This window comes from Stenotrophomonas sp. SMYL41 (genome assembly GCF_036319965.1).
Classification (GTDB): Bacteria; Pseudomonadota; Gammaproteobacteria; order Xanthomonadales; family Xanthomonadaceae; genus Stenotrophomonas; species Stenotrophomonas maltophilia_R.
In genome coordinates this window covers 32095-48424 of sequence record NZ_JAWIRX010000007.1, presented here as the reverse complement: position 1 = coordinate 48424, position 16330 = coordinate 32095, and the positions used below count along the sequence as shown (strand labels likewise).

Genomic DNA, 16330 nt, shown 5'->3' with positions numbered 1-16330 from the left:
AGGTATGGAAATGGAAGTCCGTATCGATTCGTTGACCCAGATGGACGTATCGGATGCACTGGAACCAGAATCCAAGGCGTCTGCGATTCTGGCGGTGTCGCGGGTTTGCGAACGTCCGCGCGAAGCCCTGTCGACGATAAGCGAGAAACTGGCGCTCCGAGGATGGCAATATCCAATGCATCATCCAGGGAGTACAAGGAATCCGATTCAAATGGCGAGAAAAAGCAGATTGTGAATGCAATCGGTCTGCTGCCCACGTGGAAAGCCAAGTCTGCAGCCGACAGAGCACTGGCTGCGGCGGTGGAGTCAGGCCTCCCAGGGCAGCACAATGGCAAGGGAGACGCATTTCGACATTGTCTTTGGTCATGTGACATGGCGAACACAATTGGTCAGAACAGCGCTAAGTCTGTTGGCGACATACACGAAGCATGGAGTAGCGGCCCAAGACGCGAGGTGCTTATGGACCTTTTCAATAATGAAGTTGGACGAAGGTATAGTGGTTCTGGACGCACGTGCGCGGCCGCATGCATGTCAGGAGTTGGAGACGGGTCGCTCAGCACCGACGTAGAGGAGTGGGGAAAATGAGAGGTTTGATCTTGCTGGCGGCGGGGCTGTTGTCCCTCATTGGCTGCAGTTCGCCACCGGGTCTCGGGGTAAGTTTGAGCAATGAATCTGGTGAGGCGATCTATCAGGTCAGATTGCAGGCCGGAGGAAGCACGTTTGGCACCGACCAGTTGCCGGCGGGTGAGAAGGCGTCTGGCAGTCTGGACGTTGTCACGGATTCGGCGGCGGAAGTTGTGTATCGGCGATCACCTCAGTCGGAGGAGATCCATTGCGGCGGGGATGTTTATGTTGCTGCCGGTGCTCGTCAGACATTGGTCGTTGTCGTGGGCAAGGATGGATGCGCGTTCAGGATCCAGTAGATGGGGGGAAAGCAAGTGGATGTGGGAGGGCGGCCAAGATTGTTAAAGGTAGAGCGATGGGTTGGAAGAACATGGTGCTGCCTGGCTGCTGTCTGCCCTAGAAGACTCCCGTCGCGCCAATGCTCAGGTACTTCTGGAACACGCCCGATGTGACACCGCGCCAGCTGAAGAATTGAGGAGGATGCGGCAGACGACCCGCTCGCAGCGGAAATCCCGAGGGTGTAGCAGATCGTCTTGGCTGTGCCCTCAAGGCAATTGACCTTGGCGCCTGACAGCCACTAGAATAGTCAGCTAAGCCGGAATAGCTCAGTTGGTAGAGCGGCGCATTCGTAATGCGTAGGTCGCAGGTTCGACTCCTGTTTCCGGCACCAGTTGTAGAAAAGCCCCGGCCTTTGGTCGGGGCTTTTTTGTTTGGCCGATTAGCGGCGCGACGCTATCAACGCCGCGCCATCCCCGCATCCTTCGCCAGCCACCACGCCAGCTGCCGGAGATATCCACCTGCCGCTCCCGCCAATGCGCCCATCATCAGGCGTGCAAGCACCCTGGTCCCGCGCGCGGCATGCTCCCGCGCCCAAGGCAGTACCGCCACCACCTGTGCACCCAGCAACAGCATCAGTACATCCAGCCCCAGCGCGTCCACCACCGGCAGCAACGGCAGCAGATCCGGATTGCAGGCCAGCACGATCACCAGCGCAGCACCCAGCACGGCCATCAGGCGGCGCCCGGCGGGCAGGGTAGTCCAGTGCAGCAGTCGGCTGATCAGGCGCATGGCATTCCTTGTGTCACGTGTGGGAGTCCTCATCAGGCTCAATCGGCCGCACCGGCTGCCGCAGCACGGTTTTCAACCGCGCCGCGTCGGTCCTGCGCGGGTCGCTCAGGTAGATCTCATGATGGGGGCCGGCAAAGGTGTATCCCAATGCGGGCATCAGTTCGTCATGCAGATGCGCCAGGGTGGGCCCTTCGTCATCGTAGGCGCCCACGTGCAAGGTCTGCAGGCTGGGGCCCTCGGCAAGGACTTCATGGCGAAGGCTGGGCGGAGCCTCTCCCAGCTTGGTGCGCGCCTTGCTGATCGCGGCCTGCCACTGTGCAGGGGCGATGCCCTCGGGCGTGCGGATCATTACGGTCCAGGCCCACTCATCCTTCCGCCGCGCGACGAAGCTGGCCGGATCCTCGGCGCTCCACAGTGCTTCCAGCGGCGGCACCACGTAGTCCTGTCCTTCGGCCTTCAGCGCGAACTTCAGTGCATAGCTCACCGAATACAGCCACTGCACGGCCTGCAGGTAGGCGGGGGCCGTGTTCGGGTCGCCGCGACCATCGACCATCACGTAGGGCAGGGGGGGTACATCGATCCGTACGAACCTGCCGGCGGGCGGTTGATAGAGCGTTCGGTCGCGCTTCCTGAAGTCGATCTTGTCCAAGGGCCTTCCTCCTGCGCCGAGCATCCCATGCCGGCTACCCGCCAGCACGCCTGAACAGGTTCAGACGACTTTGCCGAACGAGTCCGGACCGCCGGCCAGCACCCGATGCTAGGATGCCGCCCCCGGGTGTTCTGCCCGCCGCGCCTGCGCGGTGCGACAACGTGTCGCAGCCAGAATCGGGCCTTTCCTGCGCTCGATCATTGTCAATGCCTTTCTTAAATGGTGGGTGACGGCCTAAAATTGAAAGGCTGACTCGACCCCACCTCCCTGCCTGTCTTCCGGACCGGTGGGACCGGCTTTGGCCGGAACAGGCAGGACGGGGAACGGCATTCCCTCGCAATTGGATCGACCGATGATTCCGTTGAAAACCCTTGGGCGCTGGTTGCGCCCGGGCCTGCTGCTGTCGTTGCTGGTGATGCTCACCGGTTGCGATGCGGTGGCCATCCTCAGTCCGAAGGGCCAGATCGGCCAGGATGAGAAGACCCTGCTGATCACGGCCACCGTGCTCATGCTGCTGGTCGTCATCCCGGTCATCATCATGACCCTGACGTTCGCGTGGAAGTATCGCGCCTCCAACACCAAGGCCCGCTACGAGCCGAAGTGGTCCCACTCGACGGCGATCGAGGTGGTGGTGTGGTCCATTCCCTGCATGATCGTGCTGGTGCTGGCGGTCCTGACCTGGCGCTCGTCGCACGCACTGGACCCGTATCGTCCGCTGGATTCGGACGTCAAGCCGGTCACCATCGAGGCGATCTCGCTGGACTGGAAGTGGCTGTTCATCTATCCGGAAGAGAAGGTGGCGGTCGTCAACGAAATCAAGTTCCCGGTCAACACGCCGCTGAACTTCAAGATCACGTCCGATTCGGTGATGAATGCCTTCTTCATCCCGCACCTGGGCAGCATGATCTACTCGATGGCTGCGATGGAGACCAAGCTCCACCTGATCGCCAACGAGACCGGTGAATTCCCGGGCATGTCCTCGCACTACAGCGGCGCGGGCTTCGCCAAGATGCACTTCACCGCCTACTCGGTCACCGATGCCGAATACCGCCAGTGGCTGGACCAGGTCCGCGCCGGCGAGCAGACCCTGGACAAGGCTTCGTTCAAGGCGCTGGGTGAAGCACGCAACGCCGAGTGGTACCCGGTCACCTACTTCGGCAAGACCGAAGAAGGCCTGTTCGACTGGGTCATCGCCAAGCACATGGGTGACAACAAGCATTACGGCATGAAGCACTCGCACGCCGGTGCCGCCGCTGCCGATGCCGCCAGCCATGAAGCGCACGAGGGCCATGCCCCCAGTGACGCGCATGATTCCAAGGAATCGGGTGAAAACCTGGATGCCAACGAACACGAACACGCAGGCCATGCCGGCCACGCGGGTTCGGGAGAATGAACATGTTGGGAAAACTCTCTCTTGAGTCGATCCCCCACGATCCGATCGTGCTGACCACCCTGGTCGGCGCGGTGCTGGGTGGCCTGGGCGTCATGGCCCTGATCACCAAGTTCAAGCTGTGGGGCTACCTGTGGAAGGAGTGGTTCACCTCGGTGGACCACAAGAAGATCGGCGTGATGTACCTCATCGTCGCCTTCGTCATGCTGCTGCGCGGTTTCTCCGACGCCATCATGATGCGTACCCAGCAGGCCATCGCCGTCGGTGGTTCCGAGGGTTACCTGCCGCCGCACCACTACGACCAGATCTTCACCGCCCACGGCGTGATCATGATCTTCTTCGTGGCGATGCCGCTGATCACCGGCCTGATGAACCTGGCCGTGCCGTTGCAGATCGGTGCGCGCGACGTCGCGTTCCCGTTCGTCAACTCGCTCAGCTTCTGGCTGTTCGTGTCCGGTGCGGTGCTGATCATGCTGTCGCTGTGGATCGGTGAGTTCGCTGCCACCGGCTGGCTGGCGTTCCCGCCGCTGTCGGGCATCGAATACAGTCCAAGCGTCGGCATGGACTATTACATCTGGGGTCTACAGGTGGCGGGTTTGGGTACCACGCTCAGTGGTATCAACTTCTTCATCACCATCCTCAAGATGCGCACCCCGAGCATGAAGCTGATGCAGATGCCGGTGTTCACCTGGACCGCCCTGGTGACCAACGTGCTGATCGTCGCGGCCTTCCCGGTGCTGACCATCACCCTGGTGCTGCTGACCCTGGACCGTTACCTGGGTACGCACTTCTTCACCAATGACGGTGGCGGCAACGCCATGCTGTACATCAACCTGATCTGGATCTGGGGCCACCCGGAGGTGTACATCCTGGTCCTGCCGGCGTTCGGTGTGTTCTCCGAAGTCATCGCGACCTTCTCGCGCAAGGCGCTGTTCGGCTACAAGGGCATGGTCTACGCCACCGCCTGCATCGGCGTGCTGTCGTTCATCGTGTGGCTGCACCACTTCTTCACCATGGGTTCGGGCGCCAACGTCAATGCCTTCTTCGGCATCACGACGATGATCATCTCGATCCCGACCGGTGTGAAGATCTTCAACTGGCTGTTCACCATGTTCCGCGGCCGCGTGCACTTCACCACCCCGGTGCTGTGGACCATCGGCTTCATGGTCACCTTCGTCATCGGCGGCATGACCGGCGTGATGCTGGCGATCCCGGCCATCGACTTCGTGCTGCACAACAGCCTGTTCCTGATCGCCCACTTCCACAACGTCATCATCGGCGGCGTGGTGTTCGGCATGTTCGCCGGCATCACCTACTGGTGGCCGAAGATGTTCGGCTTCCGCCTCAACGAGTTCTGGGGCAAGTGCGCGTTCTGGTGCTGGTTCATCGGCTTCTACGTGACCTTCATGCCGATGTACGTGCTGGGCTTCATGGGCATGACCCGTCGTCTGCAGAGCACGGTCAACCCGGCCTATGAGCCGCTGCTGCTGGTCGCAGCTGCAGGTGCCTTCATCGTCGGCGCCGGCATCCTGTGCCAGATCATCCAGGTGGCCGTGTCGATCCGCGACCGCAAGAAGACCGTCGACCTGACCGGCGACCCGTGGGATGCCCGTACGCTGGAGTGGGAAACCTCTTCGCCGCCGGCCTTCTACAACTTCGGCACCCTGCCGGAAGTCACCGAACTGGACGATTTCTGGGAGCGCAAGCAGCGTGGTGAAGCCTGGCCGAAGCCGGCCAAGTACACCGACATCCACATGCCGCGCAATACCGGCACGGGCGTTGTCATCGGTGCCTTCAGCCTGGTGTTCGGCTTCGCGATGATCTGGCACATCTGGTGGCTGGCCATCGTCGGCTTCGTCGGCATGATCGCCACGTTCATCTACCGCACCTTCGACCAGGACGTGGACTACTGGGTCCCGGCCGCCGAGGTGGAACGCATCGAGAACGAACACCGCAAGCACCTGGAAGCCCAGGGGCTGGTGAAGTCGGAGCTGAAGGCATGAGCACCAATACCTCGACCCTGAGCCACGGGCACGCCGCGCACGCGGCGGCCCATGGCCATGACGACCACGAGCACCACGACACCGGCGGCAATACCGTCTTCGGTTTCTGGGTGTACCTGATGAGCGACTGCCTCATCTTCGCCTCGCTGTTCGCCACCTACGTGGTGCTGGCCGGCGGAACCGATGGTGGCCCCACCGCGAAGGACCTGTTCGAGCTGCCGTTCGTGGCGTGGGAAACCGCGCTGCTGCTGACCTCGTCGCTGACCTTCGGCCTGGGCATGATCGCCATGCACCGCAAGCAGATGGGCCAGATGTACCTGTGGCTGGGCATCACCTGGCTGCTGGGCTTCGGCTTCATGTGCATGGAAGTGTGGGAATTCCAGCACCTGATCCACCAGGGCTACGGTCCGGACCGCAGTGCCTTCCTGTCGGCGTTCTTCGCCCTGGTCGGTACCCACGGCCTGCACGTCAGCGCCGGCCTGCTGTGGCTGCTGGTGATGTTCGTGCAGCTGAAGAAGTACGGCCTGACCCCGACCAACAAGACCCGCATGGCGTGCCTGAGCCTGTTCTGGCACTTCCTGGACCTGATCTGGATCGGCGTGTTCTCCGTCGTCTACCTCAATGGAGCGCTGTAATGGCACATGACAACCATGCACACGATCACGGCACCGGCGGCGAAAGCCACGGCAGCGTGAAGTCGTACCTGATCGGCTTCGTGCTGGCGGTGGTGCTGACCGTCATCCCGTTCTGGATGGTGATGTCGGGTGACTTCTCGCGCACCGTCAACGGTGTGGTGATCGCGGTCACCGCGGTGCTGCAGATGCTGGTCCACCTGGTGTTCTTCCTGCACCTGGACCGCTCTTCGGAAAGCCGCTGGAACGTCAACGCTGCGGCCTTCACCGTCGTGGTGATCGGCATCATCGTGGCCGGCACCCTGTGGGTCATGCACAACATGAACGTGCACATGATGCACTGACGTCCTCGCGACGTTGCCACGCAGAAAGGCCGCCCTCGGGCGGCCTTTTTGTTGGCGGCTGGATGGGGTCGGATCCCTGGCCGCAGGCCAGGGCTCTGACCCCGGGGCCCGGTAGATTCAGGCCACGCGTGGATGGGGTTGCGTGGATGGGGTCAGAGCCCTTGCCTGCGGCCAGGGCCCCGACCCCGAAACTGGGGCCTCAGCCCACCCGGCGCAGGAATTCCTCGGCGTCCATCGGCCGGCCCAGGTGGTAGCCCTGCAGCTGGTCGCAGCCAAGTTCGCTCAGGTACTCGCGCTGCGCCTGCGTTTCCACGCCCTCGGCGACCACCTGCAGCTGCAGGGTGCGGCCCAGCGCGATGATCGACGAGACGATGGCGGCGTCTTCGTCATTGCGCTCCAGGTCGTGCACGAACGCACGGTCGATCTTCAGTTCGGTGGCCGGCATGCGCTTGAGGTACAGCAGGCTGGAATAGCCGGTGCCGAAATCATCGATGGCGATGTGCACGCCCATCGCGGTCAGGTCGTTGAGTATCGCCAGGCTGGCATCGACGTCCTTCATCGCCGTGGTCTCGGTGATCTCCAGGGTCAGCCGGGCCGGCTCGATCCGGTGCCGCTCCAGCACTTCGCGCACGCTGTCCAGCAGCACCGGCGAGGCGAACTGCAGCGGCGACAGGTTCACCGCCATCGACCATTCCGCATGCCCGGCCTCGTGCCATGCGCGCAGCTGCGCGCAGGCGCGGTCCAGTACCCAGTCGCCGATCGGCAGGATCAGGCCGCTGCGCTCGGCGATGGGAATGAACACATCCGGTGCGAGCAGGCCGAGCTCCGGGTGCTGCCAGCGCAGCAGCGCTTCGGCGCCGGTGGCCGGTGCGCCCGCGGCGGGGAACTTGGGCTGGTAGTGCAGGACCAGTTCGTCGCGGGCGATGGCCTTGCGCAGGTCCTGCAGCAGGCGCAGCTGGCGGTTGGCACTGAGCTGCATCGACGGGGTGAAGAAGGTGTAGCCGTTCCGGCCGGTTTCCTTGGTGTGGTACATCGCCGCATCGGCATGCGCCATCAGCTCGCGCTCATTGCTGGCATCGTCCGGGTACAGGGCAATGCCGAGGCTGGCACTGACCTGCAGTTCGGCCGCGTCCAGCGTGAACGGTTCGCCGGCGGCGGCGATGATGCGCTCGGCCACCACCACCGCATCGTCGGGAATATCGATGGCCAGCACGATCACGAACTCGTCGCCGCCGAGGCGGGCGAACGTATCCTGGGGCCGCAGCAGGCCGCCGATGCGCTGCGCCACCGCCACCAGCAGGCGGTCGCCGAGCTGGTGGCCATAGGCATCATTGACCGCCTTGAAACCGTCCAGGTCGCAGAACATCACCGCCACCGCATGGTTGCGGCGCCGCGCCTTCTCGATGGCCTGCTCGATGCGGTCCTGCAGGAGCATGCGGTTGGGCAGCTGGGTCAACGGGTCATGCAGTGCGGCCTGGATCAGCTTGTTGTTGGCGTGCGCCAGCGAGTCGGCCAGCAGCCCGGTGCGCACGCGCATCTGCCGGTCGAACAGCGAGGCCACCAGGGCGATGCCCAGCGTGGCCACGGTGGTGACGATCACCAGCACCGCCAGCCAGCGCGTGTCGATGCCGCCACTGCCGACGGCGCCACAGATGCTGCCCTCGGCGAAGCGCGCCGCGGCCATGCCGGTGTAGTGCATGCCGACGATGGCCAGGCCCATCACCAGCGATGCAAGCGCGCGCAGGAGCAGCGTATGGCGGTGCTCGGCGCGCAGGCGGAAGGCGATCCACAGGGCGGCGCCGGCGGCACCGATGGCCACCGCGATGGAGGCGGCAAACCAACCCGGGTGGTAGTCGATGCCGGGCTGCATGCGCATCGCTGCCATGCCCAGGTAGTGCATGGTGGCGATGCCCAGGCCCATCAGCACGGCCCCGGCCAGCAGCCGTCGCCACGGCAGGCTGGGCCGCGACACCAGCCACAGCGCATAGGCGGAAGCACCGATCGACACCGCCAGCGAGTACAGGGTGATGCCAAGGTCGTAACCCACCGGGATCGGCAGGTCGAAGGCGAGCATGCCGATGAAGTGCATCGACCAGATGCCCAGCCCCATGGCCGCCGCGCCCCCGGCCAGCCACCAGCGGGCCACGCGGCCCTCGGCCGTGGCCAGTCGCCCGGCCATGTCCAGCGCTGTGTACGAAGCAAGAATGGCCACCAACAGGGAGATGATGACCAGGCTCTGACTGTAACTGCCAGTCATGTTGAATCCAGTGGGGAGGGAGGGGCGCCCGCAAGGCGCACGCCCGCGACCCCTATCGGCGCGGGTGGGCAGGACTTGAGCGGTCGCAGCACCTGCGACCCGGCTCGGCTATCCTGCCACGCCTGTTCCCGTTGCTGGAAATCATCCGATGGCAAAAGCCCGCACCGCCTATGTCTGCAATGAATGCGGCGCCGAATTCAGCAAGTGGCAGGGCCAGTGCACCGAGTGCAACGCCTGGAACTCGCTGTCGGAAATCGTGCTGGAAAGCGCGGCGGCGGCCAAGGCGCCGGCCTCGCGCCGGGCGGGCTGGGCCGGCAAGATCGACCCGCCGAAGATCACCGCCCTGAAGGACGTGGAGCAGACCGAGCATCGCCGGGTCTCCACCGGCATCGGCGAGTTCGACCGCGTGCTGGGCGGTGGTCTTGTCGAGGGCGCGGTGGTGCTGGTCGGTGGCGATCCGGGCATCGGCAAGTCGACCCTGCTGCTGCAGGCGGTAGCGAAGATGGCCGCCGAGCTGCCGGTGCTGTACGTCACCGGCGAGGAATCACTGGCGCAGGTGGCCGGCCGCGCGCACCGGCTGGAGCTGCCGTTGGACGGGGTCAACGCACTGGCCGAAACCGGGGTCGAATCGATCCTGCAGCATGCGTCCAAGGCCGGCCCGCGGCTGATCGTGGCCGACTCCGTGCAGACCCTGTGGACCGAGAGCCTGACCGCTGCGCCGGGCTCGGTCAGCCAGGTGCGCGAGAGCGCGGCGCGGCTGGTGCGTTTTGCGAAGGAGACCGGGACCGCCGTGTTCCTGGTTGGCCACGTCACCAAGGAGGGCGGCATCGCTGGCCCGCGCGTGCTCGAGCACATGGTCGACGCGGTGCTGTACTTCGAGGGTGAGAGCGGCAGCCGCTTCCGCCTGCTGCGTGCGTTCAAGAACCGCTTCGGCGCGGTCAACGAACTGGGCGTGTTCGCGATGGGCGACAAGGGCCTGAAGGAGGTCTCCAATCCGTCGGCGATCTTCCTGTCCGGCGGCAGCACCCACCAGCCGGGCAGCTGCGTGATGGTCACCCGCGAGGGCACCCGGCCGCTGCTGGTGGAGGTGCAGGCACTGGTCGATGCGTCGCCGCTGTCAAACCCGCGCCGTGTCGCGGTCGGCCTGGAGCAGAACCGCTTGGCCATGCTGCTGGCGGTACTGCATCGCCACGGCGGCGTGCTGGTCGGCGACCAGGACGTGTTCGTCAACGTGGTCGGTGGCATCCGCGTGCAGGAGACCGCCGCCGACCTGCCGGTGCTGCTGGCGGTGCTGTCCTCGCTGCAGGATCGGCCGTTGGCGGAAAAGACCATTGCCTTCGGCGAGGTAGGCCTGTCCGGCGAGATCCGTCCGGTGCCCAATGGCGAAGACCGCCTGCGCGAGGCCGCCACCCATGGCTTCAAGCGCGCCATCGTGCCCAAGGCCAATGCGCCCAAGGGGGGCTCGGTGAAAGGCATGGAAGTGATCGCGGTGGAGCGCCTGTCCGAGGCCATCGACGCGGCGTGATGCCCTTGCTGTAGGCGCACAGACGTCAAACACGGCAAGGGTCAGCTTCCCTGTGCTAGTTTTTCCCGCTCGACGAAGACGCCCCCTGGCGTCTTTCCGTGCCCAGGAGTAAACGATTACATGCAGGACACCGCGTTCACCACGCCCGACGCCGAGATCCGGCGTGCCGGCGTCGATCTCAATGGACTGATGACGGTGCTGGGCAAGCACCTGTATTCCACCCCGGTGGTGGCGCTGCGTGAGCTGGTGCAGAACGCGCACGACTCGATCATCCGCCGCCGCATCGAACAGCCTGGCATCGAGGTGCCTTCGCGCATTTCGGTGCAGGTCGATGCCGGTGCCGGCGTGCTGCGCATCACCGATACCGGTGCCGGCCTGACCCGCCAGGAGATCCACGATTACCTGGCCACCGTCGGCGTTGGTTATACCCGTGGCCTGCGCCAGGGCGGCGAGGATGATGAGGGCCTGATCGGCATGTTCGGCCTCGGCTTCCTGTCGGCCTTCGTGCTGGCGCGCCGGGTCAGCGTGCGTACCACCTCGTACCAGGCGCCGGATCTAGGCCATCTGTACGTGTCCAGCAACGCCGAGCAGTACACCGTCAGCGAGGTGCCGGCACGCGCGGTGGGGACCGAGGTGGAGCTGGAGCTGCATCCGGACTTCCTGCCGCTGGCCAACGAGGCGCGCCTGCACGAGGTGCTGGGCCGCTACTGCGCGTTGCTGACCGAGCCGATCTTCATTGGCGCTGCGAACGAGGCGATCAATCCCGAGCCGCCGCCGTGGCGCGGCCAGGGGGATGTCGCCGTGCATCCGGTGCAGGCGCGTCGCCAGGCGCTGCAGTTCGCTGCGCGCTTCGAGCACGACTTCGAGCCGATCGTCACCGTGCCGCTGCGCGCCGATGGCAGCAGCGATGCCACCGGCCTGCTGTGGGTGCAGGACGGCGCCACCTATGGCACCAGCGACAACCGCAACCTGTCGGTGTTCGTGCGCGGCATGCTGCTGGACGACGACGCGCGTGACCTGCTGCCGCCGTGGGCCGGCTTCATCGGCGGGGTGATCGAATCCTCGCGGCTGACCCCCACCGCCAGCCGCGAAGACCTGCAGCGCGATGACCAGTACCGCGCCGTGCAGCATGCCTTGCTGGAGGCGCTGATCGAAGGCCTGGCCGACGTTGCGAAGCAGCAACCGGAAGCGTGGCGGCGCGTGTTGAGCCGCCACAACGAGGCGCTGCTGGGCGCGGCGCTGTGCGATGACCGCCTGTTCGACCTGCTGCTGGAGCACGTGCGCGTGCCGACCTCGCAGGGCGACCTGCCGGCCAGCGCATTGCCGGCGCGTGGCGCGGTGCACGTCATCCTCGACAATGGCGGTGGTTTCGAAGAGATGCTGTTCCGCGCGATGGGCGTACCGGTCGCGCATGGTCATCGCTATGCGGTGGTGCCGTTCCTGCGGCGCTGGGCCCAGGCCAAGGGCCTGCGCCTGGTCGAACTCGGCACCGAGCAGGGCAACCGCGCGCTGTTCCGTACGGATGACAGCCTTGATGAGACGCAGCTGGCGTGGCTGCGCGAGCAGCTGGGTGACGGCGAGCAGCTGCTGCCGGCGCGCTTCAGCCCGGAGGCGCTGCCCGTGGTGGTGGTGCCCGACCGCGAAGCCGAATTGAAGCAGCGCCTGGAGGATGACGAGAACGACAAGCGCGTATCGATGGCGGCGCTGCGCCTGGCCCGGCAGTTCACCGCGCGCATCGAATCGCGTGCACCCTCGCGGTTGTATCTCAATCTCGACAACCCGGCGGTGCAGGCGCTGCTGCGCGCCCAGCGCGAGGGCCATCCACAGGCCGAAGCCGCAGCGCGCCTGCTGCGCTCGCTGAAGATCATCGTCGCTGCGCAGGGCCGTCCCCTGGCCCGGGCAGCGACCGCCACGCCAGGCCCGGATCTCAATGGCGCCTTTACCGACATCGCCGGTGCCCTGCAGCAGATGCTGCGCTGAGCACCGCACCCTCTCATCCAGCCTTCGCTAGACAGGAGCACTTACCCCATGGACATCTGGAACTGGGTCGAAAAACTGCAGGGAGACCTGCGCCAGGCCGGCCAGGCGCAGAACGCGCACCTGCTGAACCGCCTCGCCGACGAGGTCAGTGAGCTGCAGATCGATCGCGTCGATGCACTGCTGCCCGAAGCGCGTGCGCTGGGCAAGGCGCTCGACAACCCCTGGGTCGATGTCTACGTCGGCCACTGGGCGCTGCGCAACCGCGTCGGCAACCGCGTGGAAGGCGAGAGTGCACTTGGCGAAGCCGTAGCGCTGTTCGAGCGCGCACACCGCGAGGACACGCTGGAATGCCCGCAGTCGATCTGCGTGACCCAGGACCTGGCGGCCTGCTACGGCAACATCGATGGCCCGGGCTGGGTGCCCGAGCGCATCGAGGTGTGCGACGAGACCCTCGGCCGCATCGATCCCAGCTGGGCCTGCTTCCAGTGCCTGAGCTGCGAGAAAGCCGATGCGCTGCTCGACGACGGCCGTGGCCAGGAGGCGCTGGATTACCTGCAGGTGCAGTCCGATGCGATCGAGGCCTGTGGCAAGGAAGTGTTCGACAGCTTCCCGGAGATGCAGATCAAGATCCTGCTCGCGGTCGGCCGGGCCGAAGAGGCGCTGGCGCTGATCGAGAAACGCGAGGCCGAAGTGGCGGCTTCGGGTGAGTACGAACCGGCCAACTGCACGGTGCCGCGCCGCCTGTCCAAGGCGTGGGCGCTGGCCCAGCTGGGTCGCGATGAAGCGGCGCTGCAGCAGCTGGTGCCGTGGAGCGAGCTGACCCCGAACTACTGGCGGCTGTGGGCGAACACCGCCGCAGCGCTGTGCCAGCGCGACCCTGCACGCAATACGTGGGACCTGGGAACGCGCTTCAACACGATCATCGAACACTTCGCCCGGGTCGGTTCGCATCGCCTGCTGATCGAAGTCGCGGCGCTCAGCCTGGAGCTGGCGTTGCAGCGGGGGGCGCGCTGGGTAGCACAGCGCCAGCTGGAACTGGCCCGCACCCATCTTGCGCAGCTGCGGCAGGACCGTGGCGCAGCTGCCCTGGTGGCCGGCCTGGCCGCACGCATCGACGCCTTGCCGGATGTCGCACCGCTGCCGGTGCCGGCCGCCGAACTGCTGGCATGGCTGGAGGCGCAGGGGGAGCAGAACCAGGCGCGCGACCCGGAGCGTGAGGCGCAGTGGCTGCTGCAGGCACAGGCGCAGCTGCCCGATGACGAGGCCTTGGCCGAGATGGCCGCCTCTGCGCTGAGCGCCTGTGGTGCACAGACCGAAGCGCGTGCATTGCTGTGGCGCTTCGTGCGCGCACACACGCAGGATGACGGTCCGGCCGCCTATACGTTGATGCGCTGGCTGGCCGAGCAGGGCGACGACGATGGCCTGCGCCAGTTGGCCGACCTCTATCGCGGCAGCGTGCCGGTGTTCGCGCACTGGTGCGACGTGCAGCGCGCCCGTCGGGTGTCCGACTGGCCGGCGCTGGAGCGGGCCGCGCAGGCGCTGCTGGCGGCATCGCCGGGTTCGCACGGTGCACGTGGCACGTTGGCACGGATGTACATGGAAACCGGCCGCTTCAGCGAGGCCCAGGCCTGCTATGCGCAGCTGGTGGAGTTGCTGGAAGAACCCAACGCGGCACATTGGGACCATATGAGTGCAGCCAGCGCGGCACGCGACTGGGATGCGGTGCGCCGCTCGGCGGCAGCGATCGGCATGGAGCTGTCCAGCCAGGACGGTGTGGTCGAGGAGCCATGGGGCTGGGTGATCATCCGCAGCGAAGAGAACGGCGAGCCGATGGAGTACTACGCCCGTCGCAGCGGCCCGGTCACCGCGCGCATCGTCGAGAACGCGCCGGCCAACCGTGCCCAGCAGGTCGGCGACTGGGTGGTGTTCGATGCCGCGCTGGTGCACCCGGCGCCGGAGGAGGAAGAAGCGCGCGAGCATTTCATCCCGACCTATGCGCAGGTACATGTGCTGGAGCGCGGCGGCTTCGCCCGCAGCTGGCTGGTCGACGGCGCGCACCCGGGCGAAGACGCGTGGAATGCCTTCGTCGAAGCCGCCGAGGCGCAGGGCTGGAAGGTGTGGTCGCACAGCCGCCCGGACTACACGGTCACCGACCCCGGCATGGAGGAAGGCACCCTGCCGGGCCTGCTGTTCACCGTCGCCCAGCCGCAGGACCATGCGCCGCTGGCACTGCACCGCTTCCTGCAGCAGGAGACCGCGAAGTGGCCGCATCCGCATTGCTGGCTGCGATTGGCCGAAGCCTGTGATCAGGACCGCCAGCCGCATCTGGATGTGATCGAGCGTTACGGGTTGTAAGCCGGGTATCGGGTAGTGGCGGGGGCGGGGCGGGCGCCCCGCGCGAGCCGGGAGTAGGGGCGCGCCGCGCGGGTTCGCGCCGCCCGGGCCCCCCCCGCGCCGGTATATCCTGAATTGCCGCCCAGCGGCCGGCACTACCTCAAGGAGAAATACATGCGGAAAACAGGGATGTTCATGATCGCCGGGCTGCTGCTGGCCGCCAACGCGCAGGCCGCACAGGCCTGCCAGGAACCCGTGGCTGTGGCCCGCGCCTTCTACCAGGCAACGACGGGCGATGGCGACCTGCTGGAACCGCCCCCGGCGCTGGTCAGCCCCGCCTTCGGCAAGGCACTGCGCGGCGAGCGCGCCTGCCAACAGCGGGAAGAAGGCATCTGCATGATCGATTCCGATCCGTGGCTGGATGCGCAGGACGGCGACATCGAAACCCCGGTGCGTTACAGCTGGAAAGAGGCGTCGGCCACCGCCGGCCGGGTCGAGATGCGCTATTCGGTATGGAAGAAGGCCTACGTGACCCACCTGCCGATGGTGCGCCAGGGGCAGGGCTGCTGGCAGGTCGATGACATCCTCACCAACAGCGGCCGCTCGGTGCGGAAGATTCTGGCCCAGACGGCGCCCTGAACCGCCTGCGGCATCCACGCAGGGTGCGGCCCAGTTGCGGGCCAGCGGCCGGCACTACCGGGGCGGGGGCCGACCGTTGGTCGGCATGCCTTATCGCGTATGCCCGAACACCAGTTCGATCACGAACTGGCTGCCGAAGAATGCCAGCAGCAGCAACAGCATCGCCGCCAGCGTCCAGTGCACCGCCTTCATGCCGCGCCAGCCGTAGCGCCGGCGGCCGATCAGCAGCACGCCGAACACGATCCACGACAGCACGCTCAGCACGGTCTTGTGCACCAGCTTCTGCGCCAGCAGGTCGTCGACGAACAGCACGCCGGTGACCAGGGTCAGGGTCAGCAGTGCGAAGCCGACGGTGATCACCCGGAACAGCAGTGATTCCAGGTCTGCCAGCGGTGGCAGTGCGCGCAACCACGGGCGGAATTCGCGGCGGCGCAGGGCGCGTTCCTGCAGCCACAGCATGATCGCCAGCAGCGCGGCGATGCTCAGCGTGGCGTAGGCCAGCAACGCCAGCCAGGCGTGGCTGGCCAGGCGCCAGCCCAGCACCTTGCTCGGTTCGTGGCCGTAGCCGTGGTAGGCCAGCAGCAGGACCGCGGCCAGCGGAAACACCACCACGCCCAGCGCCGACATCCGCCCGCGCGCGCCGACCAGCGAGGTCAGCCAGGCCATGCCCAGGCCGACCAGCGACAGCGCGGCGAAGAAATGCATGTCCGGCCCGCCGTTGGTGCGCATCGCTACCATCACGTGGTAGCCACCATGCAGCAGCATCGCCGGCAGGGCCGGCCACAGCCAGGTGGGGGAGCCGGTGGTTTCATCGCGGCCAAGCGCGCGCACCAGCAGGGCACTGGCGGCCAGATAGAGCAGGACGGCGATGAGAACGATTGTCAT

General features: G+C 66.0%; 14 protein-coding genes and 1 tRNA gene. 11 read left to right on the top strand and 4 right to left on the bottom strand.

All coding sequences use genetic code 11. The features are described 5' to 3' along the window. Positions 1–10 precede the first annotated feature (10 nt). From V3B30_RS10045 to V3B30_RS10035, 3 genes are all read left to right on the top strand, one after another. A complete protein-coding gene (locus V3B30_RS10045) occupies positions 11–235 on the top strand; it encodes a hypothetical protein (protein ID WP_262084681.1) in 225 nt (74 codons plus the stop codon). 346 nt (positions 236–581) lie between these two features. Further along, positions 582–923, top strand: a complete 342-nt coding sequence (locus V3B30_RS10040; RefSeq protein WP_262084582.1) for a hypothetical protein — start codon at positions 582–584, stop codon at positions 921–923. A 295-nt stretch (positions 924–1218) separates the two neighbouring features. Then, positions 1219–1294, top strand: a tRNA-Thr gene (locus V3B30_RS10035). A gap of 65 nt (positions 1295–1359) precedes the next feature. Here the strand turns inward: V3B30_RS10035 and V3B30_RS10030 are convergent. Then, positions 1360–1692, bottom strand: a complete 333-nt coding sequence (locus V3B30_RS10030) for a hypothetical protein (protein WP_262084581.1) — start codon at positions 1690–1692, stop codon at positions 1360–1362. A gap of 13 nt (positions 1693–1705) precedes the next feature. Then, on the bottom strand, positions 1706–2341 hold the full coding sequence (locus V3B30_RS10025; RefSeq protein ID WP_262084580.1) for a GyrI-like domain-containing protein: 636 nt from the start codon (positions 2339–2341) through the stop codon (positions 1706–1708). A 352-nt stretch (positions 2342–2693) separates the two neighbouring features. Here V3B30_RS10025 and cyoA point away from each other — a divergent pair, with 352 nt between their 5' ends. The 4 genes from cyoA to cyoD are packed head-to-tail and all read left to right on the top strand — an operon-like array spanning position 2694 to position 6710. Further along, positions 2694–3734 carry a ubiquinol oxidase subunit II gene (cyoA, locus tag V3B30_RS10020; RefSeq protein WP_049446433.1) on the top strand — a complete coding sequence of 347 codons (1041 nt, stop codon included), beginning with the start codon at positions 2694–2696 and terminating at the stop codon, positions 3732–3734. A gap of 2 nt (positions 3735–3736) precedes the next feature. Beyond that, on the top strand, positions 3737–5734 hold the full coding sequence (gene cyoB, locus V3B30_RS10015; protein ID WP_100471656.1) for a cytochrome o ubiquinol oxidase subunit I: 1998 nt from the start codon (positions 3737–3739) through the stop codon (positions 5732–5734). Further along, positions 5731–6369, top strand: coding sequence for a cytochrome o ubiquinol oxidase subunit III (gene cyoC / locus V3B30_RS10010; protein ID WP_005408583.1), 639 nt, complete (start codon positions 5731–5733; stop codon positions 6367–6369). The genes cyoB and cyoC overlap by 4 nt, the downstream gene beginning before the upstream one ends. Next, the gene (cyoD, locus tag V3B30_RS10005; RefSeq protein WP_100471657.1) at positions 6369–6710 is read left to right on the top strand and encodes a cytochrome o ubiquinol oxidase subunit IV; all 342 of its coding nucleotides are present in this window, start codon (positions 6369–6371) and stop codon (positions 6708–6710) included. Before cyoC ends, cyoD begins: the two co-directional genes overlap by 1 nt. 199 nt (positions 6711–6909) lie before the next feature. Here the strand turns inward: cyoD and V3B30_RS10000 are convergent, their stop codons facing one another. After that, positions 6910–8967: a bifunctional diguanylate cyclase/phosphodiesterase gene (locus V3B30_RS10000; RefSeq protein ID WP_262084579.1), complete on the bottom strand. Its 2058-nt coding sequence runs from the start codon at positions 8965–8967 to the stop codon at positions 6910–6912. 148 nt (positions 8968–9115) lie between these two features. Here V3B30_RS10000 and radA point away from each other — a divergent pair, with 148 nt between their 5' ends. The 4 genes from radA (at position 9116) to V3B30_RS09980 (ending at position 15445) form a co-directional block, all read left to right on the top strand. Further along, the gene (radA, locus tag V3B30_RS09995) at positions 9116–10492 is read left to right on the top strand and encodes a DNA repair protein RadA (protein ID WP_014646395.1); all 1377 of its coding nucleotides are present in this window, start codon (positions 9116–9118) and stop codon (positions 10490–10492) included. A gap of 120 nt (positions 10493–10612) precedes the next feature. Further along, on the top strand, positions 10613–12472 hold the full coding sequence (locus V3B30_RS09990; protein ID WP_262084578.1) for an ATP-binding protein: 1860 nt from the start codon (positions 10613–10615) through the stop codon (positions 12470–12472). 48 nt (positions 12473–12520) lie between these two features. Next, the gene (locus V3B30_RS09985; RefSeq protein ID WP_100471661.1) at positions 12521–14827 is read left to right on the top strand and encodes a tetratricopeptide repeat protein; all 2307 of its coding nucleotides are present in this window, start codon (positions 12521–12523) and stop codon (positions 14825–14827) included. Between the two features lie 153 nt (positions 14828–14980). Next, positions 14981–15445, top strand: coding sequence for a YbjP/YqhG family protein (locus tag V3B30_RS09980; protein ID WP_262084577.1), 465 nt, complete (start codon positions 14981–14983; stop codon positions 15443–15445). 90 nt (positions 15446–15535) lie between these two features. On the opposite strand, the gene ccsA is transcribed toward V3B30_RS09980, so the two are convergent. Then, positions 15536–16330 (bottom strand): cytochrome c biogenesis protein CcsA, encoded by a 795-nt coding sequence (gene ccsA, locus V3B30_RS09975; protein ID WP_075675019.1) that lies wholly within the window; start codon positions 16328–16330, stop codon positions 15536–15538.